Genomic DNA, 24,736 nt, shown 5'->3' with positions numbered 1-24,736 from the left:
ATGAAATTAAATTTCAATGTGGTCTTATTCTTTCGGCCTTTCCAATTTCTTAAAAACAATGACCTTATACATAGCACTCACAGGTACTTTTTTGTTTTCAATGTACAGCTGTGTTCTGGTTGCTTTGGTCACCCGATCTAAATTGACAATGTAGGATTTGTGGGTACGTTCAAAATTTTCAGGCAATAAGGTGGTGATGTTGATAAGCGTTTCGGAAATCAGGTACATTCTGGAATCGGTAAAGATTTTCAAATAGTTTCCAAAACTTTGGATGTACAGAATGGAAGTCAGAACAATATTTACGGGCATGCCATCATGCTTTATCTGAAGTTCCTCACTTTTGCTATTCTTTTTAGGTGAGGTTATCAAAGAAGCCGAAACTTTGTTGATCGCTTTCAAAAAGCGATCAATTTTTATAGGTTTTAATAAATAATCCACAACACCATAGTTATAACTTTCCAAAGCGTACTCGGAGTAAGCCGTAGTTAAAATAACTTTGGGAGGTTTTATCATGGAACGTAAAATATCCATACCGCTAAGTTCTGGCATTTCAATATCCAGAAAGATCAAGTCAAGGGTGTTTTGTTGCATAAAATTGATAAATTCAATAGGATTACCGGTACTTAAGACCAATTCCAAGCTATCAATTTTAGCACAATACTCTGCTATAAGCTTACGTGCCAGTATTTCATCGTCTACAATGCCAACTTTAATCATTAGCTTTATTTTTTACTATGGAAACGGATAAATCGATAATTAAATTTACGCGATACCCCTTTTCCTGATCATCAATTTCCAAGGTGTGCGCATTGGGATATAATAGGTTTAAACGCCTTCCTACATTTGCGAGTCCCATACCTTTTCTGCTAGATGCCGCAACCGTCTGAGGTTTAGAATTTACAACGGTAAATTGAAGGGTGTTATTTTTTACGGCAACAGAAATATCAATTTTACTTTGCTCGTTGGTACTTCGAGCACCGTGTTTAATTGCGTTTTCAACAAAGGGAATAAGCAACATTGGAGCAATTCTCAAGTCCAACAAATCTCCACTGATCAGAAATTCAATGGTACAGCGTTTACTCAATCTTTTTTCTTCGAGCAACAAGTAATTCTCAATAAATTGAAGCTCCTCTTTTAGTAAAACGATATCTTTTTTAGCACTCTCCAATTGATACCGCATTAATTCAGAGAGTTGCATTACGACATCTGGAGTCTCAAGGGATTGTTGCCTTGAAAGCGAATAAATACTGTTTAAAGAATTAAACAAAAAATGTGGATTTACCTGCTCTTTTAAATAATTGATTTCCATCTCTTTCTGCAATTTTTCCTTCTCATTGTTCTCCCTTTGGATGATGGTATTCCTTCTTAAGAAAAAAGCGGCCATCCCAGTTCCTGTGGTGTAAAGTAAAAAGAAAAACATTTTAGTAACAGTATACCAGTCGATCTTATATCCCTTTAGGTAAGCTGCGACAGAAATGATTCCAAGGAGAAGTATTCCATATAAAAAATACCTTCCTTTATCCAAGAGATAGGGAATAAAAATAAAATGGTTGACCCAAATGATTACCATAATATTGATCGTAAAACCAAGCGCCCATAGATAGAACCTATAATTGGTATCAAATTGATCTCTGACAAGCCATCCACTCAATAACTCAAGTATGAATACCAGCACAAAGATTCCCACATTTATAAAGAGAGTATGCTTCCAAGACTTTCCAATCATAAATTCTTTTATCAAATGAAGAATAAAGATAATAGCTATAGCTACAAATTTTGCCGATTTCTTTACAAAAGCGGTTTATCAATGATGAAATGACTTTATCATCTAAATATGACCTTTGTCCCATTTAAAGAATTGCGCAAGGTATATATGCTAGTTTTATCTCCCATTGAATGAAGGTTGCTGGACTTTTAAGTCAAAAAGATGATTGAACAGAAGACCGCAAACAATTTCATAACAAACTGTATAAAAAGTAAACAATGAGAAAAACGTATTTTATTTTGATGTTGGTATTGATCTTGCTTTTAAACGCCTGTACTACTAAAGATCAGAAAACAAACCATCTTAATTCAGCAGCTGCAAAAGAAGTCTATCTTGGTCAAAAACCACCGGGTTTAACTGCCGAAGTTTTTACGCCAAACACCTCTTCCAAAGAAGGTTGGGAGTTAGGAGAGATACATAAGCCAGACATGGAGGAGTTTTACTTTACTTCCTCTCTGGGCACTTCCTTCCAAGAAGCTCCTTTTCGTCCCCGTGTTATTGTCTTTCGTAAAGAAAACAGGGTCTGGAAAAAATACGCATTCTCCGCTACAGATTGCTCTCCGGATGGCAACATACTCTACTTAGAAAATAAATATATAGAACGAACCGATACCGGTTGGTCAGAAATCAAAAGTTTGGGTAAAAGCTATGAAGACATCCCCATTATGCGTCTGACGACCTCGTCCAGGGACACTCATGTCTTTGACGAATTTACCAGAGATGGAAATGGCGTCCTTCGCTATTCGCAAGTGGTCAATGGGAAACGGGAAGCGCCAAAGCCATTGGACAAAGTCATCAATACGGGGAAATGGAATGCTCATCCCTTCATTGCTCCGGACGAATCCTATATCCTGTGGGACAGTGAACGAGAAGGTGGATATGGGGATAACGATCTGTACATTAGTTTTAAACAAAAAAATGGTTCCTGGGGGCCTGCAATAAATCTGGGAGCGCAAATAAATTCGGTAGTAGAGGAGAACAGTGCAAGGGTAACCCCCGATGGAAAGTATTTATTTTTTTGGAGGGCAGATGAAAAAACCAGAGAAGACGGAAGCAAGTATTGGGTAGCGAGTAGGCATTGGGTATCTACCCAGGTTATTGAGAACCTTAGGCCCAAGAATTAAATTAGGGGAAAGCTATCGTAGCATAGACCATGGATGGATAAACAATAAAACAATGCAATACAACACAAGAATACTGCTTTTCATAGTTCTCATCATCAATGGGAGTTTTGCCCAGCAAAATGCTCCTAAAATACCAGAAGCTACCGCTGCCGAAGCCAACAGTTCATTTTGGGATATTCCATATCTCCAGAAAGCGTTTATAGACGCCACGCCAATGGATAGAAAAGACGGTATTCCTGTGGGAGAATTAGGGGTCAATGGTGGTAATAAAGAAATAATCCTTCAGTTGGCACAGGAAATCGCAGATCATAATGACGATAAGTTCGACAGTTTCCTTATTGCCCATAAGGGCAGGCTTCTCTTTGAATCGTATTATTCACGGGGTCGTGTAGATTTGCCTCACTTTCAAGCGTCTGCAACGAAGACCTATACGAGTATGGCGCTAGGTCGCGCGATACAGTTGGGCTATCTCAATATGGCAGATCTGGATAAACCGTTGATCAGCTTTCTCAAAGAACTGGATCCCACAAAATTGGTTCCCGGTGTAGAAAAGATCACATTGCATAAGGCACTGACGATGCGTTCTGGAATCCATTTAAGTTCGGAGAAACGAGAAGAAATAGAGAAAAATCCGGCTCAAATAAAAGGTCAGAGGCATCTTCAAGCCTTTCTTGAGCATTGTGCCCCTATTACCGAGGCATCTCAGACTTTCGCCTATAAGGACGACCCCAGATTAGTGATGCAAGTTCTTGAGGCCGTTGTACCGGGAACAGCTGCGAATTTTATTAAAAAGGAACTCCTTAGTAAAATGAATATCACAAATTACGAATGGGGGATCGATGTTAGCGGGATAGCTCGGGCCGGAAGTCATACTAGTATGACTTCCCGAGACATGATCAAATGGGGCATTTTAGCCATGAACAAAGGTAAGTGGGAGGGAGAACAACTGGTTTCAGAAGCTTTTATGAATAAGGCCATCCATAGCATTGTGCGCCAGAGCGAGGACGAAAATTTCGCGGACCAGGGCAATGTTACCAATGTTGGCTACGGTTATTTTTGGTGGCAGGCAGACATGAAAGTGGGCCATAAAAACTACTTCACTACATCTGCCCGGGGTGGTGGGGGCCAATATATCATGCTCATCGAAGAACTTGATCTCATGATTGTCATAACTGCCCATGATCTTGACAATAATACGCTCCAGACAACCGCAGAACGGATCTTACCTGCTTTTGTTCCTATGCGCAATTCAACCAAAAATGGGAAAAATAAGCGCCAAGATAAATTCCCTATTCCAGCAAATCGCTATCTCGGTCAAAAACCACCAGGGCTACTTCCTAAAGTTTTTGCTCCCAAACTGGTCTCCACAGAAACAAATGTAGAGGCTTACTATATGTTTACACCCGATATGAAAGAATTCTATTTTAGCAGGCGTCCGGAAAAATACAATAAAACCAAATTAGGGTTTGTGGTAAAGTATAAAGATAAAAGTTGGGGCGAACCTTCCATACTATCCAGTAATATTGATACCTATAGAACGCAATTCGACCCAGAGTGGTCCAAACATTCAGAAATACTAAAAAAAGAGCCCTTTAAAGCTATTCCCATCACAGGGTTCTCGGTCTCCTCCAAAGGAACTTTTTACTTTTATACGTTAGACTTTACGGATGGTAGTGGTCATATGAGTTATTCACGCCTCCTCAATGGTACCTATGAAACTCCACAAAAAATGAATCCGAGTATTAATACTGGAATATGGATCGCCCATCCACTCATTGCACCAGATGAATCTTATTTGATATGGGATGCCGAGCGAGAAGGTGTATACGGTGCGGATATCTACATTAGTTTTAAACAACAAGATGGTTCATGGGGAGAAGCAATGTCTATGGGAAATAGCATAAACACCGAACTGCATGAACAGGGAGCCAGGTTGACTCCAGACGGAAAATATCTCTTCTTTTGGAGAGGAGTTGAAAAGTACAGGGAAGATGGAAGTACATATTGGACCGGAAGTCCCTACTGGGTGGATGCACGGATAATTGAAACCCTACGCCCCAAGTAGGGAATAAGCACAGAAAAACTATAGAGGGGCTTTTCATAAACCACTGAGGCTAACCCCATCTCTTCATTCCTGCATTACATTTGGTACTGATTTTTCAAAATCTTTATGTGACGGGAAAGTCGTTTCATATCTATAGGAAGTGTTCCATTGTAAACACCTCGTATATATCCTTCCTTATCCACTAAAATAAAGTTTTCCGTATGTATAAAGTTTGATTCTTTAGACGTTTTAACAAAGTCTTCATCGGCAAAATATCCATTTCGTGCAAGCTCATAAATGGCTTCTTGCGGGCCAGTCACTATATTCCATTTCTTTTCTAATATTCCGTTATTTTCAGCATATTCTGCCAATACTTCAACATTATCATACCAGGGCATAACGGAATGTGATATTAATTGTATGTCATCATCTTTTCCATACTTTTCCTGTAAAGTGAACATACTTTCGGTCAAACGAGGACAAATGCTTGGGCAAATCGTAAAGAAAAAGTTAGCGATATATATTTTACCCTTATAATTTTGGTTTGTTATGGTATCCCCATTTTGATTGATTAAAGAAAATTCAGGGATTTTATGGTCTCCTTTAGTCCAAGTAGGGGTGAAATCCGGAGTATTGAAATAGGGTAGTTCCCCATTATGGACAGCAACTACTTCCGTTACATTCTTTTTCTCATGACAAGAATAGCTAAGGGTAAAAAGTATAATGAAAAGGATGTTCTTCATGCTTATTATTCTAAAGTTTGACGGTTGACGGTAAGCGTATTGCATTTTTTTAATCCTATTAGTCCAAAACGCTCCCCATTTCGCACTTCATAGTTGGCCCGTATATTTCCATTTATTTTCCAAAGACGTTGTAAACCAACCTCGTGACCATTGACGAAATTAAAGTCTCTGGCTAACTGTCCTGTGGCATACCACTCTTTATTTGAGCCATGATAACGACCTTCATCGTTAAAGAAATACTCAAATTGTAATTGCCCATTAAGATACCGCCCACGGTGTCGTCCTACTTTTATTCCATTACGGTAATAACGTTCAACAGCCAAAGTACCATTGGCATTCCAATGTTTTTCTACACCATTTTTTCTTCCATTTTTAAATACCGTTAAGCTTTTTAAGGAGTCCTCATCATAATAATCTACCAAATGACCATCAAATGACGTATTCCTTAAAAAAAGCGTACCATTGATCAAATTTAAATCTGGATGATCGGTTAAGATCCAAGCCTTCTCAAAATCACAATTGAAATAAAGAAAAAGGAGGAGTATATATGGTATTAGCGATTTCATTTATCTTGTAATATTTCCGGCTGTGCCAAAATAGCCATTGCCATTAAGGTAGGGGTCTTCTGAAGTTATGTGATAGTGATAAATGCCATTGGGAAAATCTTGAGTATCATGAACATGTCCATGATATTCATCTAAATCGGCATTGGTAATGAGGTTTCCATTTTCCATTGGGCCGTATACTGGAAAACCGTCTACAAGTAACCCTAAAAAAGCATCACTCCCAAATTCATTGGTTAGCCAAGTGGGTTCAACATGATAGTGATAGGTGGTATTTGCGGGATGCCCAAGCCATTGATCAAAGGAGTCAATTTCATTGCTAAGGGGTGCATTTCCTGCCGCGTATTGATTGAAAAAAACCACTCCATTTCTTGCAATTCCAATAGGTCCTAGGCCTGTAGGAGTCTTGTTGGTAGCTTCTTGAGGGTTCAGGCTTATGGTGAAAACAATATTTTGTACTCCAATATTTCCTGGATTTTGTCTCCAATTTAAGTTTGTTCCATTATAAGGTTCATAAAGGGGGTGGTCGGCTTCCCAATACGGGCTAGTGTGATCCGGCAAATCTTGAGTGATAAAGGTGACGGTGTTGCCGTTAACTTCATACGATAACCCAGTACCTGAAAATTTAGACAATATCGAACGAATATCGTATGTGGTATTTGGATTTGATATTTCCTGGTCAGGTCCTTCATCAATAAAACTACTGTCTTCCCGCGAACATGCCAGAAAAACAATAGAAAATATAAAGAGAATAGAAAGTTCTTTCATACTTTGAAAATTGTGGTTTCTTTTAGGACCATTTTATGGAAAAAAGGTTTAATATGAAATTTTATGGAGGGGTAAAAAGAAATAAGGCGTATTCACAATCCTATAAACACAATACAATAGCAATAGGGGCAGGCCTACCTGGACATTCTTATCTCCTAAAAAGCAATTAATTACTTGATTCTTTATTTATTTGAAAGAAGATGTCGTTCACAATGTTCTTTTTGTAGGTCACATTGCGTCTATCCCAGAGCGCACATTGGGAACATGATCTACTATTTTATTCCTATTTCGATCAAACGCATTTAGCATCAACAGTGCCTAAAATGTTAATAAAGGGTTAATCTCTAACACAATGCTATAAGACACATACAATAGGATTACATTTTTTGTAGATTTATCCTCTTTTTCAATAAAATTCGATTAATTAAAACCAACCTCGAAATGAAAACACTCTTCAAGTTTGCGCTACTCTGTTTTTTTTCGCTCAGTATGACCTACAATCTCAATGGGCAAGAAAAATCCACGAACCCCCTAAAGGGATTAAAATTTAGAAATATTGGCCCGGCAATGACCTCAGGTAGAATAGCTGATATTGCCATTCACCCAGAAAACGAAAGTATTTGGTATGTGGCCGTAGGTTCTGGAGGGGTATGGAAAACCATGAATTCAGGAACTACCTGGACGCCATTATTCGATAAACAAAAAGTATACTCCATTGGTTGTGTAACTATTGATCCAAATAATCCCCATACTATATGGGTAGGAACAGGAGAAAATGTTGGTGGTAGACATGCTGGTTTTGGTGATGGTATTTATGTAAGTCACGACGATGGCAAGACCTGGAAAAACATGGGCTTAAAGAATTCGGAGCACCTATCGAAAATTATTGTGCACCCTACCGATCCAAATACGCTATGGGTAGCTTCCCAAGGGCCCCTTTGGAGCAAAGGAGGAGAGCGCGGGGTCTACAAAACAACCGATGGCGGGAAAACGTGGAAACGTACCTTAGGAGATGCAGCCTGGGTTGGTGCAACGGATATGCTCATTGACCCCAATAAGCCCGATGTATTGTATGCCGCTACATGGCAGCGACATAGAACAGTGGCAGGTTATCTAGGCGGGGGGCCTGGATCCGGACTTCATAAAAGTATAGATGGAGGAGAAACATGGAAGCCCCTTAAGAATGGTATTCCTAAATCGAATCTAGGAAAAACAGGATTGGCAATGTCGCCTTTCAATTCCGATGTTATCTATGCAGCTATTGAATTGGACAGAACAAAAGGCGGGGTATTTATGAGTACGAATGGTGGGGAATCCTGGGTAAAACAATCCGATGCCGTTGCAGGGGGTACCGGACCACATTATTATCAAGAAATCATTGCTTCCCCACATCACGAAGGAACGCTTTATTTTATGAATAATAGTGCTTTGGAATCTAAAGATCACGGAAAAACCTTTAGGCCCATGAGCCGATCCAACCAACATAGTGACAGCCATGCCCTGGTCTTTAAGAAATCTGACCCCAACTACTTATTGATCGGTACGGATGGAGGCCTATATGAAAGTTTTGATGGTACAAAAAGTTGGAAATATGTACGAAATCTACCTATTACCCAATATTTTAAAATTGCGGTTGATGACGCAAAACCCTTTTATAATGTGTATGGAGGTACACAAGATAATGGATCCCATGGGGGCCCTTCAAGAACGATCAGCTCTGATGGTATTGCAAGTGCGGATTGGTGGAAAACCTTGGGGGCCGATGGAGCACAAACAGCAACAGAACCCGGAAACCCGGACATTAGCTATGGAGAGTTTCAACAAGGTGCACTGTGGAGAATAGATGGTAAAACAAGGGAAACCGTATTTATTCAACCCCAAGCAAGGGAAGGAGACCCTCATGAGCGCTTTAATTGGGACGCTCCCATTGTGGTAAGTTCACATAATCCGAAAAGATTATATTTTGCTTCGCAACGCGTTTGGAAATCAGAAAATAGAGGTGATGCCTGGACTCCGATTTCAGGAGACCTTACCTTAAATCAGGAAAGAATGACTTTTCCTTATTACGGTACTAGTCAGAGTTGGGACAATGCATGGGATGTCCGGGCAATGTCAAACTACAACACCATCACTTCCCTGGCAGAATCCCCCAAGCAAGAAGGCTTACTCTATGCAGGCACCGATGATGGCCTCATTCAAGTAACGGAAGATGGCGGTACCACTTGGCGGAAATTCACCTTGAGTGCTATAAAAGGAGTTCCTGCCACGCCTTTTGTAAATGATGTCCGCGCGGATCTTTTTGATGCCAATACGGTATATGCCGCCTTGGACAATCACAAGTATGGCGACTATAAACCATATATTATCAAGAGTACGGATAAGGGAAAAAGTTGGACTTTATTGAACGGAGATTTGCCCAATAAACTATTGATTTGGAGATTGGTTCAAGATCACGTAAAGCGGGATTTATTGTTTGCCGCTACGGAATTTGGTGTATATGTCACTTTGAACGGTGGTAGGAATTGGACAGCATTAAAAGACGGAATGCCTACGATCCCGATTCGGGACATTACGATCCAGAGACGTGAAAACGATTTAGTGGCCGGATCCTTTGGTAGAGGGATATTTATTTTGGACGACATTACTCCTTTACGGGAATATTCGGCAAGCATGGCAAATACGGAGGCAAAACTTTTCCCGGTGAAACCCGCAGCCTGGTACAGACAATCTACAAGAGTAGGTAGTCAAGGTGATGCGGAGTGGATTGCAAAAAATCCTCCTTTCGGCGCCAATTTTACTTATTTTATGGGAAATAAAATCAAGTCTAAAAAAGACATCAGAAAGGAAAAAGAAAAAAAGGGGGATGCCAAATTCCCAGGCTGGGAAGCTCTTGAAGAAGAAAATAGGCAAGATGGGCCTTCCATTCTTTTAGTCATTAAGGATGCTGATGGAAAAGTGATCAATACCGTAAAAGGAACCAATAAAAAAGGCTTTAACCGTGTGAACTGGAATTTGAGTTATCCCAGTAAAAGTGGGGAACGCTTGCAAGCGCCAAGAGGTAGACGTGGATTTCGTGGAGGCGGGATAATGGTTACCCCGGGAAATTACACCGTAACCTTAGTGAAACGTATGGATGGTGAAGACACCGTTTTACAGGGCCCGGAAACCTTCAAAGTAGAACCCTTGTTTGAAGGCACGCTACCGCGAAAGGCGTATCAGGAAATGGATAGCTTTAGAGATGCAGTCTTCGCCTTTCAACAAGATCTCACAGCAACCAATATTGCCTTATCAAGATCGCAACAAAAGGTAGATGCCATGTTGAGAGCCTTAAATAAAGCCACATCGCCCTCTGCCGGTCTGTATACGCAATTAACAACGGTCAAAAACACCTTATTGGACATTGAAAAAGAACTTCAAGGAGATAAAGTCAAAGGAGAAGTGGGGGAGCGTTCAAACCCCACGGCAAGTGATGGAAGCTCCTTAGGTTGGAGGGCTTTCGGCAACACCTATGGACCTACCGAAGAGCACAAAGCCTTCTTAGGTCGTGTGCAAAGTCAACTCAAGAAGGTGAAGGCAAAGTTACAGCCTATTATGAATACTACACTTCCAGCACTTGAAGGTGAATTGAAACAGTCTGGAGCGCCTTGGATCGAAGGACAAGGATTAATAGAAAATTAAGGCTTCCTAGAGCAGGATATTAAAAAGCCCGAACATGAAGTTCGGGCTTTTTTTTTGTGAAACTTGTGGAATCTAAAGCAACCTATAGAACATACAGTAGCTCAAAGAAAGTTTCAGTCCACCGGAATAGGCAGGTTTTCTCTTCACCATAATAGAGAGTACAAATCAAAACAGCGATCCGGAGTCCCAAAAATAGTCATACACTGAAAGATATTGAATACTATAAAAGTTTAGATATAAGACGTATATTGAGCCCTTGAAAATGCTGATCAAAAATGCATGAATCGAAATCCAGAAAATCTATTTTTAGGCGTATCCCCCATGCCATAAGCATGCTCTTTGGTATCATTGTCCTTATCACCATTTTGACTTATATTCTCCCGGCCGGGACCTACGAACGGGTAGTGATAGATGGTAGGAGTACGGTTGTTCCCAATTCCTACACAACCATTGCATCAACACCAGTGGGTATATTGGATATGTTCAAGGCAATTCCATTAGGCTTTAAGGCTGCAGTAGAAATTATCTTCATCGTCTTGGCTGGTGCTATCATGTTTGGATTTATGGACAAATCAAAAGCCGTAGAAAATGCAGTTGGGACCTTGGTCAAAAATTTAGGGGTACAAAATAAATACCTCATTATTGTAATTATGACTTTTATATATGGCCTACTTGGCGCTTCTGTAGGCTATGAAAATAATATTGCCATGGTTCCCATTGCTGCGGTACTTAGTCTTGCTTTGGGAGGCGATTTAATTTTAGCTGCTGGAATATCGGTCGGCGCCATGACTATTGGCTTTGGTTTATCTCCTATTAATCCCTATACCGTAGGCACCGGACATAAAATTGCCCAATTGCCCATGTTTTCGGGTGCCTTATTACGCAGCACATTTTGTTTTCTGGCGTTGAGCATTATGGCCTATTACAATGTGCGTTATTTTAAAAAAATCACCTTAGATCCCAACAAAAGCCTAGGTCTTGGTCTGGATGTTGAGCAATTGGCACTATCAAAACCCATCCAAGAATATGGTTTGAGCAGAAAAAACTGGATGGTGATCTCGGTCTTCATTCTAGGGCTTTTGACCATACTATATGGCGTTTTTAATTTAAATTGGTATATCAATGAATTGTCGGCAGTGTTCTTGATCATTGCCCTTCTTTGCGGTCTAATATCCAGAATGAATGCCACTACGATGAGTGAAACCGTATTGAAATCAGTAAGCCTAGCTGCCCCTGGGGCATTTATGGTAGGCTTTGCCACTACCATTAAAGTGTTGATGGAAATGGGCAATATTGGCGATACCATTTCATATCAGCTCTCTAGTGTTCTCCAAGGTTTACCTTTACATTTATCGGCCATTTGCATGTCTATCTCCCAATCGGTAATTAACTTCTTCATTCCTTCCGGAAGTGGTCAGGCCTTAGCAACATTGCCGGTTATGCTTCCATTAGGGGAATCTTTGGGCCTTAGTCGGCAAATTACCATTTTGGCCTTTCAAATCGGGGATGGCCTATCTAATCTTGTCAATCCAACTTTAGGGGGACTCATCGCTATGCTCAGTATGTGCCGCGTACCTCTTGACCGATGGATCCGATTTATATTTCCGGTACTGATCAGTTTAATAGGTTTGGCCTTTTTAATTTTAATACTAGCGGTAACAATAAACTATAATTAATGATGACTGTTGAGAACATTCTTGCTAAACTTGTTTCCTTTCCCGTATTGGGAGGGGAATCTAATTTAAATATCATCCATTGGATAAAATCTTATCTAGAATCGTATGCTATAGAAGTACATTTGTTACCCAATGAAGAAGGGAACAAAGCCTCTTTGTATTGCAGAATAGGACCAGAGACAGATGGAGGCGTTATTCTTTCAGGCCATACCGATGTAGTGCCCGTGGAAGGACAGGAATGGGATACCGATCCATTTATACTCACCGATGGAGGTGATGGAAAATGGTACGGACGAGGATCTTGTGATATGAAGGGTTTTATCGCCTGTTGCTTGGCCGCATTACCACGAATGGTGCAAGCAGATTTGAAAAAACCCATTTACTTTGCCTTTTCCTATGATGAGGAAATAGGTTGTTTGGCAGGTCCGGCATTAGCCCGTGGAATCAAAACACATTATAAAGAACGTCCAAAATATGCCATAATCGGGGAACCCTCTTTAATGGAACCCATTGTTGGACAAAAAGGGATATATATCCTAGAGACCTATATCAATGGGTCTGCCGGACATAGTAGTCGTATTAAACAGGAGGTAAGTGCCATCCATGAGGCAACACGACTTATCCTTTGGCTAGAAAATAGAATGAATCAGTTGATTGAACAGCAACGTTTTGACAAACGATTCCATCCCCCACATTCCACCATTCATGTGGGCTTGGTCCAAGGAGGTATAGCTCCAAATGTAATTGCGGATAAGGCCCAATTCCATTGGGATTTACGTACCATTCCTATGGATGACGTTAAAACGATACTAACTGATTTTGAGGTGTACTGCAAAGAAAAAGAGGAACAACTAAGACCTGTTTTTCCGGATTTCGCTATAAAAACGATTGAAAATCATCCCCCAGTACCCCATTTGGAAACCAAGGACGATGCCGATGTCGTTGAACTGGTCAAAAGACTATCCGGAAATACAACACTAAATACGGTTTCCTATGCTTCCGAAGCAGGGCAATTTGCCAATGAAGGATTCCAAACGGTGATTTGCGGGCCTGGATCTATCACACAAGCGCATCGTGCCAATGAATTTATTAGTCATGAGCAATTGGAAAAAGGTGTTGAAATGATGAACAAACTCCTCCATGAATTATCGTCGGATAATTTTATCTAATACCCGCAAAAATTGAGAGGATAAGACGAACCGAACAGGCCGTCAAAAAGGTTTTCTTATGAACCTAATATATAAATTTCAAGGCGGCTCCTCTCTTAGGCAGACTACAGATAGTATAAAAATACTATGGTCTCTTAAGGCAACTTCAGTATCTTAGGGAGGTGGAAATAAAAGTCGTTCTTCTTGTTATTTTATTGGCCATAGGGGCCATACAAGGAATTATTTACGGGGGCATGCTATGGAATACCACTACACTTCACAAAAGGGCGAATCGGTTTTTAGCAGCCATTCTTTTTTTCTTTTCATATCGATTGCTTGCCGAAATACTCCATTTTTTTGGTTATGGACGCTATGATACCCTCTATTACTTTTTATTGGAGATGAATTGGGTTTATGGGGCCCTTATCTATTTTTTCACCTTGCATTACGTTCACCCTAAATTTCAATTAAAAAAAAGGCATTGGATTCACTTTTTACCAGTTGCCATTGAGATTATATGGAGTTTCTTTATTAAATCCCAAAATTTCTATTGGGATGGAACTCGGGAAAGTTTAAGTTGGTTGGGGTATTGGGGATACGTGGTTTGGATGCATTATCCAACGATGTACGTCGTAAGCGGATCCCTTATCATTTTTTATGGCTATCGGTCCCTTCATATCTTAAAAGCCCCACCAAACATAAAGGGATATCAACTACTTCCTGAAAAGGTAAAATGGTTACAACGGGTAGTTAAGGCACTTATTGGTTTTTCTATAGTATTTACGGCAATAACGCTTATTGATTTCTTCTTCTTTGACTATGCATTTAATTTCTTTGGATATCCCATTTTTGCCATTTTAGCCGTGATTACCTATTGGTTAGGGCTAGAGGGGTTTTCAAGACGTCATACCGAAGCCTTTAAAAAGGTTGAAGTACCTTCTCAAAAGGAATGGAAACAATTACATGCGATTGCCGATAAAATCCAGGCCCAAATGCAGGATGAGAAAATGTTTAAAAATCCCGAACTAACGGTAGCACTCTTATCAGAAGCTATAGGAGTGAGGCCGTATCTGGTTACGAAGACCCTATCTACAGTATTTGAGAAGAAATTTAGCGATTATATCAATGAACTGCGATTGGAGGAATTAAAATCCCTTCTTGCAAAACCTGAAAGCCGAAAATATACCCTATTAAGTTTGGCTTATGAAGTAGGGTTTAACTCAAAGGCATCCTTTAACCGGACAGTTACCAAACATACGGGAAAATCACCAAAACACTTGCGGTCAAATAGTTAAACGTTTCATTTTTCAAATTGAAACTTCTCGATTCCCTTGAAAAAGTTCCATTTTCCAAATCGGAACGATTGATATAACCGCTTCAATGCATCTTTGTTCCTGTAATCTAAAAACAGGAATATTATGAAAACTACATTTGTATTACTACTTACCTTTTTAAGTGTGCAATGGGGATGGGCACAAGTAAATTATGGCACCCCACCAGCAGACACATATCCTAAAAAATTGGTGCAGCTTCCAAGAATCATTGAGGTGAATCATTTTCCCAAAATAAACGACCCCATTAAAATCAAGAATCGCTATTACTGGAAACATGCGACTGCAATTCTTTGTAAAAGCGATGAAATTAAAATCATTGAATATGGAGCCTATTTATATTACAATGATCAATGGAACTTGCGCAAATCGTATCCATTAAAGGAATTGGATAAAAGTTTTGGCACTAGGAAACAACGGCTGAATCAAGCCGAACCCTATACTTGGGTAAACAATTGGCGCATTGACGAAAAACTATTTGGTGGCTGGGCACTATGGTATTTTATAGGAACTACAGCCGAAGGAATCCTTGTTTGCGGTTATGAAAGTATTTACACTACCGCTAATCTTTTAAACAAATACTAATGAAAAAAATAATAGTTTTAGTACTAGCATTAGGGGTATATGCCACATACGGACAGGATACCTCAAACGTAAAGACAACGCGTTTACAATGGGTTGGAATGGCAGCAATTGGAAACTATGCCCCAGAAGGTACTTTGGAGGTTAAAGATATTTTTTGGAAACGTAAAGACAGTAGCATTACCAGCTTAAAGGTGATCGTTGATATGAAATCTCTTGACCAAGAGAATAAAAACCTTAAAAATCATCTGAAGAATAAAGATTTTTTTCACGTAAAAAAGTATCCTGAAGCCGTTTTTGAGCTGACCAAGCCCTTCTCCATAAAAAGCGACCAGCGCATTACAGGAAAAATGACCATAAAGGATAAAACCCAAATCGAGGAAATCCCGTTAAAGGTTCAATTTAAAAATAATCAAATACTACTTTCTTTTGAGCATCGTTTCAATCGTATTGATTATGGTATTACTTATAATTCACCTTCGGTATTTGAAAAACTAAAAGAAAATGCCATTGCTGATGAATTTATTTTGAAAGGAACTTTGGTACTCAAATAACCCCATATTCCCATAGCTGGCCCAGGTAAAACCCCAAGCCTGGGTGAGCAACAAAACCTATTTTAACAGCTGTCTTTCAGTTATAAGGAATAAGGTTAAAATCTACTAAATTATGTTAACATATTTTAACGTATAATTTCCCGCTATTTTCGCTCCTACCTCATTTAGAACTCAAATTTTGACTATCTTGAAACGCTTCGCAATAGGCGGGTATGTTATGATAATTCAATCCCAACATTGGATACTATTGTAGCATATTCCTTATGCGACATGACTAATTTAATGAACTACTCGATTCCATTTTTATGAAAAAACCACTAGTTGTCCTCCTTGGCCTTTTCCTAGGTTTCAGCCAAGTATGTGATGCACAACGAAAATCAAAAAAGAAAACAGCACAAAAATCAGCTTTAGAACAAATTAGCATCTCTGGTCTTAAATGGCGTAATGTGGGACCAGCCCTAACTTCAGGGCGTATTTCAGATTTTGCATTCAATCCCTCCAATCCCTTTGAATACTATGTGGCCACTTCTGCTGGAGGGGTATGGAAAACCATCAATTCTGGGGTAACTTATGAACCTATATTTGATGCTCAAGGTTCGTATTCTATAGGGTGCGTTACTATGGATCCAAATAATCCCAATGTCATTTGGGTGGGGACAGGTGAAAATAACAATCAGCGTTCGGTTTCCTATGGTGATGGGGTATATAAATCTACAGACGGCGGGAAATCATGGCAACATATGGGGCTTAAGACCTCGGAACATATTGGCAAGATTATCGTTCATCCGGAAAATTCCGATATCGTATATGTGGCGGCCATTGGCCCGCTATGGAGTAAAGGAGGGGAGCGGGGGCTCTATAAAACCGAAGATGGTGGAAAAACCTGGAATGCCATCCTTACGGTAGACGAACACACAGGAGTGAATGAGGTGGTCATGGATCCCAGAAATCCCGATGTATTATATGCATCCACCTTACAACGAAGACGCCATGTATTTACCTATGTTGGCGGAGGTCCTGGATCTGGCCTTCATAAGAGCGTTGATGGAGGAGCTACTTGGACAAAAATTAATAAAGGACTTCCCAAAGAGGAATTAGGACGGATTGGATTGGCCATTTCACCCGCAAATCCTGAAATTATATATGCCATTGTAGAAGCGGCCAATGGAAAAGGCGGTTTTTATGCCTCTACCAATAGAGGCGCGAGTTGGGAAAAACGTGGTTCACATGTGACCAGTGGCAACTATTATCAGGAAATCATTGCTGATCCCATTGATGAAAATACGGTGTATTCCATGGATACCTGGATGTCCGTAACCCATAATGGCGGAAAGACTTTTGAATTGGTAGGGGAAGATACCAAACATGTGGACAATCATGCCATGTGGATAAACCCAAGGAACAACAAACATTGGATAATTGGTTGTGATGGAGGTATTTACGAAACATTTGATGCCGCAAAAACCTGGGATTTTAAAAAGAATTTACCCGTTACCCAGTTCTATAAAGTAGCGGTGGATAATGACTATCCTTTTTATAATATTTACGGGGGTACCCAAGATAATTTTAGTTTGGGAGGTCCTTCACGCGTGCCAACGAATCATGGCATCCGCAATTCAGAATGGTTTATTACCAATGGAGGCGATGGTTTTGAGTCTCAAATAGACCCCAACAATCCCAATATCGTATATGCGCAGTCCCAATATGGCGGGTTAGTGCGTTTTGATAAAAAGAGTGGAGAGCGCGTGGGGATTAAACCAAAAGCGGGCAAAGGAGACAATGCATATCGTTATAACTGGGATGCACCTTTAGCGGTGAGCAGGCATGTTCCAGGAAGACTGTATTTTGCGGCAAACAAAGTTTTTCGATCTGATGACTATGGAAATAGCTGGGCAGTGATCAGCGATGATTTATCCCGACAAATTGATCGAAATACCCTCAAAGTATATGATCGTGTGGTCAGTATTGATGCGGTGGCCAAAAACGGCTCAACCTCACTTTATGGAACTATAGTGGCCTTTTCGGAATCTCCGAAAAATAGAAATGTATTGGCGGCTGGAACCGATGACGGATTAATACACATCTCGGAAGATGGCGGGAAAAATTGGAGAAAAATTTCAACCATTCCCGGAGCTCCAAATCAATCTTATGTCAATAGCATCTTTTTGTCCAAACATGATGAAAACGTCATCTATGTAGCCTTTAACCACCATAAATACGGAGATTTCAAGCCGTATATCTTTAAGTCTTCAGATAAAGGTGCTAGTTGGAACGCCATAAGTTCAAATCTGCCCGAGCGTGGTAGTGTATACACCATAGAAGAGGATCATGTAGATTCCAACCTCCTTTTTGTAGGTACAGAGTTTGGTGTATTCTTCTCTCCTGATCAGGGACAGCATTGGAAACAGTTAAAGAATGGTTTACCTACCATTGCCGTACGTGATATCACAATTCAAGAACGTGAAAATGACCTCATATTGGGTACTTTTGGTCGCGGGTTTTACGTCATGGACGACTATTCCGTATTGCGGGAGGTTGAAAATACGGCTCCAGCCAATGAAGCCAAAATTTATCCTATCCGAACAGCTTTGATGTGGGAACAGAGCAGCCCCCTGGGATTACCGGGCAAATCTTTTCAAGGTGATAATTTTTATACAGCTTCCAACCTTGGCCCTGAGGCTATGATCACCTATTATTACAATACCGATTATAAATCGATCAAAGATCAGCGTCAGAAAAAGGAAAAAGAGCGTATCAAATCTGGTGCTGATGCCCCTTACCCCAATTATGAGGCTTTAAAAGCAGAATCAGATCAGAATAAGGAAGAATTAGTGTTTACCATCAAAGACATCAATGGAAAAGTGGTGCATAAAACCTTTAAACCTGCCAAGAAAGGAGTGCAGCGCTTCCACTGGAATTTACGGTATACCCTTCAGAATCCAATTAATTCAAACAAACCTTCCTTTTACAATCCGTTTAGCGGAACCGATGAAGGTACCTTAGTAGTTCCAGGCACCTATACGGTGGAAATGGCATTGGTAAAAGAAGGCGCAATAAGCACTTTGACCAATCCAACAACCTTCGAAGTAAAAGCATTGAATAATGTAGAGATGCCGGCAGAAAACCGTGCAGAAAAAGTGGCTTTTCAGAAAAGTTTGGCCGAACTACAGGCCGATATGGGAATTACCCAAAATTTATTATCGGATTCCCGAAACAAATTGCGCTACATCAAAGCAGCGCTCAAACGCGCCGAACAGCCTTTAAGTGCTTTAAATACGGAAGTCAATACTTTAGAAAAACAATTAAAGGAGGTACAAATGGCCCTCTTTGGCGATCCGGTAAAACGTAGATTGGATATCGATCAACCCTTGTCTCCAGCTAGTCGTTTGGGAGCTATAGGTTTTGAACAAAAGTATTCTACTTCCACTCCTACGAAGACGCATAGGGACAGCTACGCCATAGCCAAAGAGGAAGTTAGCGCAATTAAAGCTACTATGGAACGCATTTATAATGAAGATATTAAGGCCTTGGAACAAAAACTCATCAAAGCCGGCGCCCCCTACACACCTGGGAGAGGATATAATAACTGAGATTAAAACACCCACAATATGAGAATTTTATTCGTACTAAGTGCTTTATGCGTAACCACGACGATAACAGCACAAAAAAAAATAATGCAACACGATGATAAAGGACTCTGGAACCAAATTAGAAATGTCCGTATTTCAAATTCGGGAAACCATGTGTTGTATGGTCTGGAAAAAGGCGAAAAAGATCAAAGTTTCCAACTGCAGGAAATCAATGGTAAATCCGTATTCTCCTATGAAAGAAGTAAAGGGGGAGAGTTCTCCTATGATTCCAATTATGCCGTTTTTACCGTCAATGCCTGGAAAGACAGTATCAAAGAAATGAAACGTAGGAAGGTGAAGAAAAAAGACCTTCCAAAAGATACTCTGGTCATCTATGATATCAATGACAAAACGGTACATAAGATTCCTAATGTAAAATCCTTTGAGATGCCGGAAAAGTGGTCCGGAATTGTTACGTATTATTTGGAAGCTGCTATAAAACCTAAGAAAGATTCGGCGAAAACCCAGAAAAAAGATACAGCAAAAGTCAAAAAGAAGCTGAAAAAAGTATCCAAAGCCAATGGTTTCCATTTGGTGATTCGGCAATTGGCCAGCGGAGTAGAAGATACCTTAAAATACGTACACCGCCATGCCTTGGCCAAAGAGGGACGCTTTTTAATATATGCCAGCTCGGGTGAAAAGAACAAAAGTGCTGGAGGTGTATACTATTACGATGTAAATAAAGGCAGTAGCAGCTTGTTATTTGAAAGTCATGAAAAAACCAAGTATCCACAATTGGGGATATCCGAATCCGGGAAACGCGTAGGTTTTGTAGTCGATGCCGATTCCACAAAAAGTCTTATAAAAAAACCCGTTCTATATGCTTGGAACAAAGGACAAAAAGCTGCGCAGGAAATTGTAGCTTCGGAAACAAATCCTGCAAAACTATTGGTATCCGGAGACGAACGCCTTCGGTTTTCAAAGAACGAAGAGCGTTTGTTCTTTGGGTTGCGAACTCCGCCTATTGTTCAGGATACTACCTTATTGGAGGAGGAAATCGTGAATGTGGAAGTATGGACCTATGACGAACCACGATTGTATACCGTCCAGGAACTCGATGTAAAAGACGATAAGAAAAAGGCGTATCTATCGCTCTATGATTTTAAAACAAAGAAAATTGTTCCTATTGCCAATCCAGAATACGATATTGTACGTTATGGCGATGAAGGCAATGGTGCTTATGCTGTAATTGCCAACGGAACACCTTATGAGCTAGAAAGTCAATGGACAGCACAACGCCCTATGGACGTGCAGCGTGTAAACTTAAGTACAGGGGAACGTACTGATTTGAGCAGCAAGATGTACGGAGGTACTTCTTTAAGTCCCAAAGGCAAGTATTTATTTGGCTATAGCCGTAAAGATAGTACGTGGTTCACCTACAACCTAAAGACACTACAATATAAGGCACTGACCAAAGGGCGACAGTTTTATAACGAGTTGCACGATTATCCAGACGACCCCTATAGCTACGGAGCTGCAGGATGGACGGAAAAGGATGCCAAGTTCTTGATTTATGATCGATTTGATATTTGGGCCTTTGACCCGGATACAGGGCAGTCCGAGAACCTCACCAAGGGACGATCACAACACATTCGTTATCGGTATACCAGAACAGACGATGAAGAACGGTCTATCTCAAATGCCAATGCCTGGCTATTAAGTACATTTAATGAAGAGACCAAATATGGGGGCTTTTCCAGCTATAATCCTAAAAGGAAATCGGTTCAGGAACTGGTCAGTGGACCCTACTCGTATAACCGTCCGGTATTGGCGCAGACAGATAAAAAAGAGCGGATTGTATTTACGCGAGGGTCATTTACCGAATTTCCAAATCTGTGGAGTTCCAATTTGTCATTCAGTTCCCCCAAGCAAATTACAGATGCCAATCCGCAGCAAGCCGATTACAATTGGGGTACTGCCGAATTGGTAGAATGGGCATCCTTGGATGGTAAAGCGCTAAAAGGGTTGCTGATCAAACCAGAAAACTTTGACCCCAACAAGAAGTATCCAATGATCGTAAATTTCTATGAGCGGAGTACTGACGGCTTGTACCGTCACCGTTCTCCTTCTTATGGCAGAAGTACCATCAATTATCCGTTTTATGCTAGTAGGGGCTATGTTATTTTTAATCCCGATGTGTATTACCGGGATGGTTATCCAGGTGAAAGTGCTTTCAATTGCGTGATTCCCGGAGTCACCGCATTGATCGATAAAGGTTTTATTGATAAGGATAATATCGGCGTTCAGGGACATAGCTGGGGAGGCTATCAAATTGCCTATTTGGTGACCAAAACCAATATTTTTAAAGCTGCGGAATCTGGAGCTCCTGTACCCAATATGATCAGTGCTTATGGCGGAATTCGATGGTGGACGGGCTTGAGCCGACAGTTTCAATATGAACATACCCAAAGTAGGATAGGGGGTACGCCTTGGGAATACCCTCAACGCTACGTGGAAAATTCCCCAATTTTCAATATCGATAAGATCAATACCCCTTTATTGATCATGCACAATGATGCCGATGGACACGTGCCTTGGTACCAAGGAATTGAGTTTTTTGTGAGTTTACGCCGATTGGGGAAACCTTCCTGGTTCCTAAATTATAACGGCGAACCCCATTGGCCCTTGAAATGGCAAAACCGTATTGACTTTAACATTCGCATGGCCCAATTCTTTGATCATTATCTTAAAGACGCTCCTAAGCCCAAATGGATGGAACGGGGTGTTCCAGCCTTGGAAAAAGGAATCAATCAAGGGTATGAGTATGTTGAACGTGAGAAAAAGTGATTTCAAATAAGAACCCGGGCCAGCTTTATGTTGGTCCGGTATTCTATATGGATGAAAACACTTTAAAATTATGTGTGAGCTAAAAGCCTGACTTTACTTCTTAAATTTTAGCTGTTTTTTCTATACCGCATTTTTACAAAGCAAAAGCAATAATATAAGCTTTAGTCCATAATACAAATGGACTAAAACAACCTTACTCAGAGCATACCAAGTCTCCATAGGATAGGCAACAGAAGACAAATTAGAATACTTTGTAACCTCTTTTCAAAATAAGATGTCTTACTGGAAGTAAATACAACCTTATGGAATCATTGAAGAGCAAAATATACCCTAGATTAACAAAGTCATATGTGGTTGTACTCGTCATGCTTGTTGCACCACTATTAAACTACTTCGATAGAAACTATAGCTTTTTCTTTGGATTGGCTATTGTTGGACTCCTACTTTGGTCAAGCAATTTCCAATGGTCTTTATTTGGTTTTACTAAAAAGTTGACCAAAAAAACCATTCTTAAAAGTGTATTACTTACCCTCTGTTTGATCCTCATCGATAATTTTGTAGGTGTCTTGGTAAAGCAATACTTCGGAGAACCCGACTTATCTTCATTGGATATTGCGGGGGATACGCTGAATTATATCGTTATTCTTATCGTAGTATGGACCCTTGTTGCTTTCGGAGAGGAATTTCTCTTTAGAGGGTACTATCTTAAATGGCTGGCCCAATTTTTTGGAAATACAAAAATTGCTTGGCTATTTGCTGGGATATTAGTCTCCATATATTTTGGCGTATCCCATTATTACCAAGGGATTTCTGGAATGATGACCATTGCTATCATTTCCCTATTCACCAGCTTTATATTCTACAAGAACAAGGATAATTTATGGATCCTCATTCTTATACATGCCCTACATGATACTTGGGGGTTGACCTACTTGTATTTGGGAAGGTCAAGCCCGGTAAAACAGCTGTTTGAGCAACTTTTACTTCATTGAACTTCTAAGTATCATATCATGCCACTAGGCTAGGGATCGCAACGGGCAAACCATTGAAGTGACACGAATCCCGGCCTATCCAATCTGCCTCAATTCTTGGAGCACGCTTTCGATCGGTTCTTTCTTCGTATGCTTTTCATTGTATAAATTAATTGCAACTCAGTTGCATTAATGAATGATTTGCTTATTTTTGCACTTCATATTCTCATTAATACAACAACTATGACACCTAGTGCTGGTCCAATGGAAAAATTACGTTATTCTGATTTACTTGGGGTAGCTGCCAGTGGTCTTTGTGCTGTTCATTGTGCACTAACTCCCTTATTTTTCGCCACTCGACCGATTTTGGAAAACATCATAGGGAAACACCATCACGCCTCTGGATATTGGGCACTATTGGATTATCTTTTTTTAATCTTAGGCTTAATTGCAGTTTGGTACTCTGCACGTCATACGGTTCATAAAGGAATAAAAAGTATTCTATGGGCAGCATGGGGTGTTTTCGCCCTTGGCCTTTTATCCGAGACTTTTCATTTTATCTATGGTATGTGGTTCATGTACCTCGGTTCCATTGCATTGGTTGTGGCGCATATATACAATCACCGCTATTGTAAAAAATCAAAGAGAGACTTTACTACTGAAAATAAGAATAGATGACACCAATACACCTCCTGGCCGATAATGCCGTAATTGGCAGCGATCCAATACTATTACAGGGCATTCATTTGGAAGCCAAAAATCTTAGCATTTACCAACGTAGGATAACGGCATTGGAAAAAGGACTTGATCAAGTCATAAAGCAACCATTGGAATTTGGGGTAAGTGGCCGAGTGGAAGAAATTGATTTTTCCTTGAGAACGTATTTTACAAACGCACATCCGGAACGTGTTGACTTTATGGAGGATATTTTAAATCTTTTAGGATTGTTTAAACAAGTTACAAGAGCATCCTCTTTTCGGGTTTCACTAGCCAAGGTGAGTACGAACATGTGTCCTAGATTCCATGCAGACAATAACCAACTAAGGATGTTATGTACCTATTATGGCCCAGGCACCTTATGCCTTCCCGATCAAGCGGAAGATCGAAAAGCGTACCTCACCGGGCAGGGAAATCAAAAAATCTTAACCGATGAAAGCCTTGTCATACAGGTCAATACAGGTGACGTTGTCATTTTAAAAGGGGCCTTGTATCCTGGAGCAGTTCCGGTTTTGCATCGCAGTCCTAGTATTGAGGAAAATGGCGGGGAACGCATCTTACTCAGTATTGACCTCAATGAACCTCTAAATTTCCCCCTGTGATATTCCAAAAACAAAGAGGATGTTGAGGCCCATGGGCTTTGAGATAATGAAATC

The 24,736-nt window shown here is 40.3% G+C and carries 18 protein-coding genes; 13 read left to right on the top strand and 5 right to left on the bottom strand.

Going from position 1 to position 24,736, the window contains the following annotated elements:
* Positions 1-24 precede the first annotated feature (24 nt).
* Together ACEXOE_RS11390 and ACEXOE_RS11385 are read right to left on the bottom strand one after the other, a co-directional pair.
* Positions 25-717 carry a LytR/AlgR family response regulator transcription factor gene (locus tag ACEXOE_RS11390; protein ID WP_394748912.1) on the bottom strand — a complete coding sequence of 231 codons (693 nt, stop codon included), beginning with the start codon at positions 715-717 and terminating at the stop codon, positions 25-27.
* Positions 710-1,726: a sensor histidine kinase gene (locus ACEXOE_RS11385; protein WP_394748911.1), complete on the bottom strand. Its 1,017-nt coding sequence runs from the start codon at positions 1,724-1,726 to the stop codon at positions 710-712. Before ACEXOE_RS11385 ends, ACEXOE_RS11390 begins: the two co-directional genes overlap by 8 nt.
* 257 nt (positions 1,727-1,983) lie before the next feature.
* Between ACEXOE_RS11385 and ACEXOE_RS11380 the strand changes: the two genes are divergently transcribed.
* Together ACEXOE_RS11380 and ACEXOE_RS11375 are read left to right on the top strand one after the other, a co-directional pair.
* The gene (locus ACEXOE_RS11380) at positions 1,984-2,889 is read left to right on the top strand and encodes a TolB-like translocation protein (protein WP_394748910.1); all 906 of its coding nucleotides are present in this window, start codon (positions 1,984-1,986) and stop codon (positions 2,887-2,889) included.
* 52 nt (positions 2,890-2,941) lie between these two features.
* Complete coding sequence (locus ACEXOE_RS11375) at positions 2,942-4,954, top strand: serine hydrolase domain-containing protein (protein WP_394748909.1); 2,013 nt, start codon at positions 2,942-2,944, stop codon at positions 4,952-4,954.
* 74 nt (positions 4,955-5,028) lie between these two features.
* On the opposite strand, the gene ACEXOE_RS11370 is transcribed toward ACEXOE_RS11375, so the two are convergent.
* From ACEXOE_RS11370 to ACEXOE_RS11360, 3 genes are read right to left on the bottom strand one after another with little or no spacing between them, the layout of a single operon-like run.
* A complete protein-coding gene (locus ACEXOE_RS11370) occupies positions 5,029-5,676 on the bottom strand; it encodes an SCO family protein (RefSeq protein ID WP_394748908.1) in 648 nt (215 codons plus the stop codon).
* 5 nt (positions 5,677-5,681) lie between these two features.
* On the bottom strand, positions 5,682-6,242 hold the full coding sequence (locus ACEXOE_RS11365; protein ID WP_394748907.1) for a toxin-antitoxin system YwqK family antitoxin: 561 nt from the start codon (positions 6,240-6,242) through the stop codon (positions 5,682-5,684).
* Positions 6,243-7,007 (bottom strand): YHYH protein, encoded by a 765-nt coding sequence (locus ACEXOE_RS11360; protein ID WP_394748906.1) that lies wholly within the window; start codon positions 7,005-7,007, stop codon positions 6,243-6,245. It abuts the gene before it with no gap.
* 441 nt (positions 7,008-7,448) lie between these two features.
* Between ACEXOE_RS11360 and ACEXOE_RS11355 the strand changes: the two genes are divergently transcribed.
* The 11 genes from ACEXOE_RS11355 (at position 7,449) to ACEXOE_RS11305 (ending at position 24,682) form a co-directional block, all read left to right on the top strand.
* Complete coding sequence (locus ACEXOE_RS11355) at positions 7,449-10,685, top strand: WD40/YVTN/BNR-like repeat-containing protein (protein ID WP_394748905.1); 3,237 nt, start codon at positions 7,449-7,451, stop codon at positions 10,683-10,685.
* 275 nt (positions 10,686-10,960) lie between these two features.
* Positions 10,961-12,361 (top strand): YfcC family protein, encoded by a 1,401-nt coding sequence (locus tag ACEXOE_RS11350; RefSeq protein WP_394748904.1) that lies wholly within the window; start codon positions 10,961-10,963, stop codon positions 12,359-12,361.
* Positions 12,361-13,530, top strand: coding sequence for an acetylornithine deacetylase (gene argE, locus ACEXOE_RS11345; RefSeq protein WP_394748903.1), 1,170 nt, complete (start codon positions 12,361-12,363; stop codon positions 13,528-13,530). Before ACEXOE_RS11350 ends, argE begins: the two co-directional genes overlap by 1 nt.
* A gap of 161 nt (positions 13,531-13,691) precedes the next feature.
* A complete protein-coding gene (locus ACEXOE_RS11340) occupies positions 13,692-14,804 on the top strand; it encodes a helix-turn-helix transcriptional regulator (RefSeq protein ID WP_394748902.1) in 1,113 nt (370 codons plus the stop codon).
* Between the two features lie 123 nt (positions 14,805-14,927).
* Positions 14,928-15,425, top strand: coding sequence for a hypothetical protein (locus ACEXOE_RS11335; protein ID WP_394748901.1), 498 nt, complete (start codon positions 14,928-14,930; stop codon positions 15,423-15,425).
* Positions 15,425-15,976: a YceI family protein gene (locus tag ACEXOE_RS11330; protein WP_394748900.1), complete on the top strand. Its 552-nt coding sequence runs from the start codon at positions 15,425-15,427 to the stop codon at positions 15,974-15,976. The genes ACEXOE_RS11335 and ACEXOE_RS11330 overlap by 1 nt, the downstream gene beginning before the upstream one ends.
* Before the next feature lie 305 nt (positions 15,977-16,281).
* Positions 16,282-19,566, top strand: a complete 3,285-nt coding sequence (locus tag ACEXOE_RS11325) for a VPS10 domain-containing protein (protein ID WP_394748899.1) — start codon at positions 16,282-16,284, stop codon at positions 19,564-19,566.
* Between the two features lie 18 nt (positions 19,567-19,584).
* Positions 19,585-22,392, top strand: coding sequence for a S9 family peptidase (locus ACEXOE_RS11320; RefSeq protein ID WP_394748898.1), 2,808 nt, complete (start codon positions 19,585-19,587; stop codon positions 22,390-22,392).
* Between the two features lie 302 nt (positions 22,393-22,694).
* Positions 22,695-23,384, top strand: coding sequence for a CPBP family intramembrane glutamic endopeptidase (locus tag ACEXOE_RS11315; protein ID WP_394748897.1), 690 nt, complete (start codon positions 22,695-22,697; stop codon positions 23,382-23,384).
* Between the two features lie 222 nt (positions 23,385-23,606).
* The gene (locus ACEXOE_RS11310; RefSeq protein WP_394748896.1) at positions 23,607-24,041 is read left to right on the top strand and encodes a MerC domain-containing protein; all 435 of its coding nucleotides are present in this window, start codon (positions 23,607-23,609) and stop codon (positions 24,039-24,041) included.
* Entirely contained in the window at positions 24,038-24,682 is a 645-nt protein-coding gene (locus ACEXOE_RS11305) for a DUF1826 domain-containing protein (RefSeq protein WP_394748895.1), read from the top strand. Before ACEXOE_RS11310 ends, ACEXOE_RS11305 begins: the two co-directional genes overlap by 4 nt.
* The last annotated feature ends 54 nt before the right edge of the window (positions 24,683-24,736 follow it).

This window comes from Spongiimicrobium salis, from assembly GCF_043678055.1.
In the GTDB taxonomy this organism is placed as follows: domain Bacteria; phylum Bacteroidota; class Bacteroidia; order Flavobacteriales; family Flavobacteriaceae; genus Spongiimicrobium; species Spongiimicrobium salis.
This window is presented reverse-complemented; position numbering and strand designations above follow the sequence as displayed.

What these genes read in the sequence shown, in the direction of transcription:
- ACEXOE_RS11390 (WP_394748912.1), bottom strand. Translation starts at nt 717, where the DNA reads ATGATTAAAGTTGGCATTGTAGACGATGAAATACTGGCACGTAAGCTT.
- ACEXOE_RS11385 (WP_394748911.1), bottom strand. Translation starts at nt 1,726, where the DNA reads ATGATTGGAAAGTCTTGGAAGCATACTCTCTTTATAAATGTGGGAATC.
- ACEXOE_RS11380 (WP_394748910.1), top strand. Translation starts at nt 1,984, where the DNA reads ATGAGAAAAACGTATTTTATTTTGATGTTGGTATTGATCTTGCTTTTA.
- ACEXOE_RS11375 (WP_394748909.1), top strand. Translation starts at nt 2,942, where the DNA reads ATGCAATACAACACAAGAATACTGCTTTTCATAGTTCTCATCATCAAT.
- ACEXOE_RS11370 (WP_394748908.1), bottom strand. Translation starts at nt 5,676, where the DNA reads ATGAAGAACATCCTTTTCATTATACTTTTTACCCTTAGCTATTCTTGT.
- ACEXOE_RS11365 (WP_394748907.1), bottom strand. Translation starts at nt 6,242, where the DNA reads ATGAAATCGCTAATACCATATATACTCCTCCTTTTTCTTTATTTCAAT.
- ACEXOE_RS11360 (WP_394748906.1), bottom strand. Translation starts at nt 7,007, where the DNA reads ATGAAAGAACTTTCTATTCTCTTTATATTTTCTATTGTTTTTCTGGCA.
- ACEXOE_RS11355 (WP_394748905.1), top strand. Translation starts at nt 7,449, where the DNA reads ATGAAAACACTCTTCAAGTTTGCGCTACTCTGTTTTTTTTCGCTCAGT.
- ACEXOE_RS11350 (WP_394748904.1), top strand. Translation starts at nt 10,961, where the DNA reads ATGCATGAATCGAAATCCAGAAAATCTATTTTTAGGCGTATCCCCCAT.
- argE (WP_394748903.1), top strand. Translation starts at nt 12,361, where the DNA reads ATGATGACTGTTGAGAACATTCTTGCTAAACTTGTTTCCTTTCCCGTA.
- ACEXOE_RS11335 (WP_394748901.1), top strand. Translation starts at nt 14,928, where the DNA reads ATGAAAACTACATTTGTATTACTACTTACCTTTTTAAGTGTGCAATGG.
- ACEXOE_RS11330 (WP_394748900.1), top strand. Translation starts at nt 15,425, where the DNA reads ATGAAAAAAATAATAGTTTTAGTACTAGCATTAGGGGTATATGCCACA.
- ACEXOE_RS11325 (WP_394748899.1), top strand. Translation starts at nt 16,282, where the DNA reads ATGAAAAAACCACTAGTTGTCCTCCTTGGCCTTTTCCTAGGTTTCAGC.
- ACEXOE_RS11320 (WP_394748898.1), top strand. Translation starts at nt 19,585, where the DNA reads ATGAGAATTTTATTCGTACTAAGTGCTTTATGCGTAACCACGACGATA.
- ACEXOE_RS11315 (WP_394748897.1), top strand. Translation starts at nt 22,695, where the DNA reads ATGGAATCATTGAAGAGCAAAATATACCCTAGATTAACAAAGTCATAT.
- ACEXOE_RS11310 (WP_394748896.1), top strand. Translation starts at nt 23,607, where the DNA reads ATGACACCTAGTGCTGGTCCAATGGAAAAATTACGTTATTCTGATTTA.
- ACEXOE_RS11305 (WP_394748895.1), top strand. Translation starts at nt 24,038, where the DNA reads ATGACACCAATACACCTCCTGGCCGATAATGCCGTAATTGGCAGCGAT.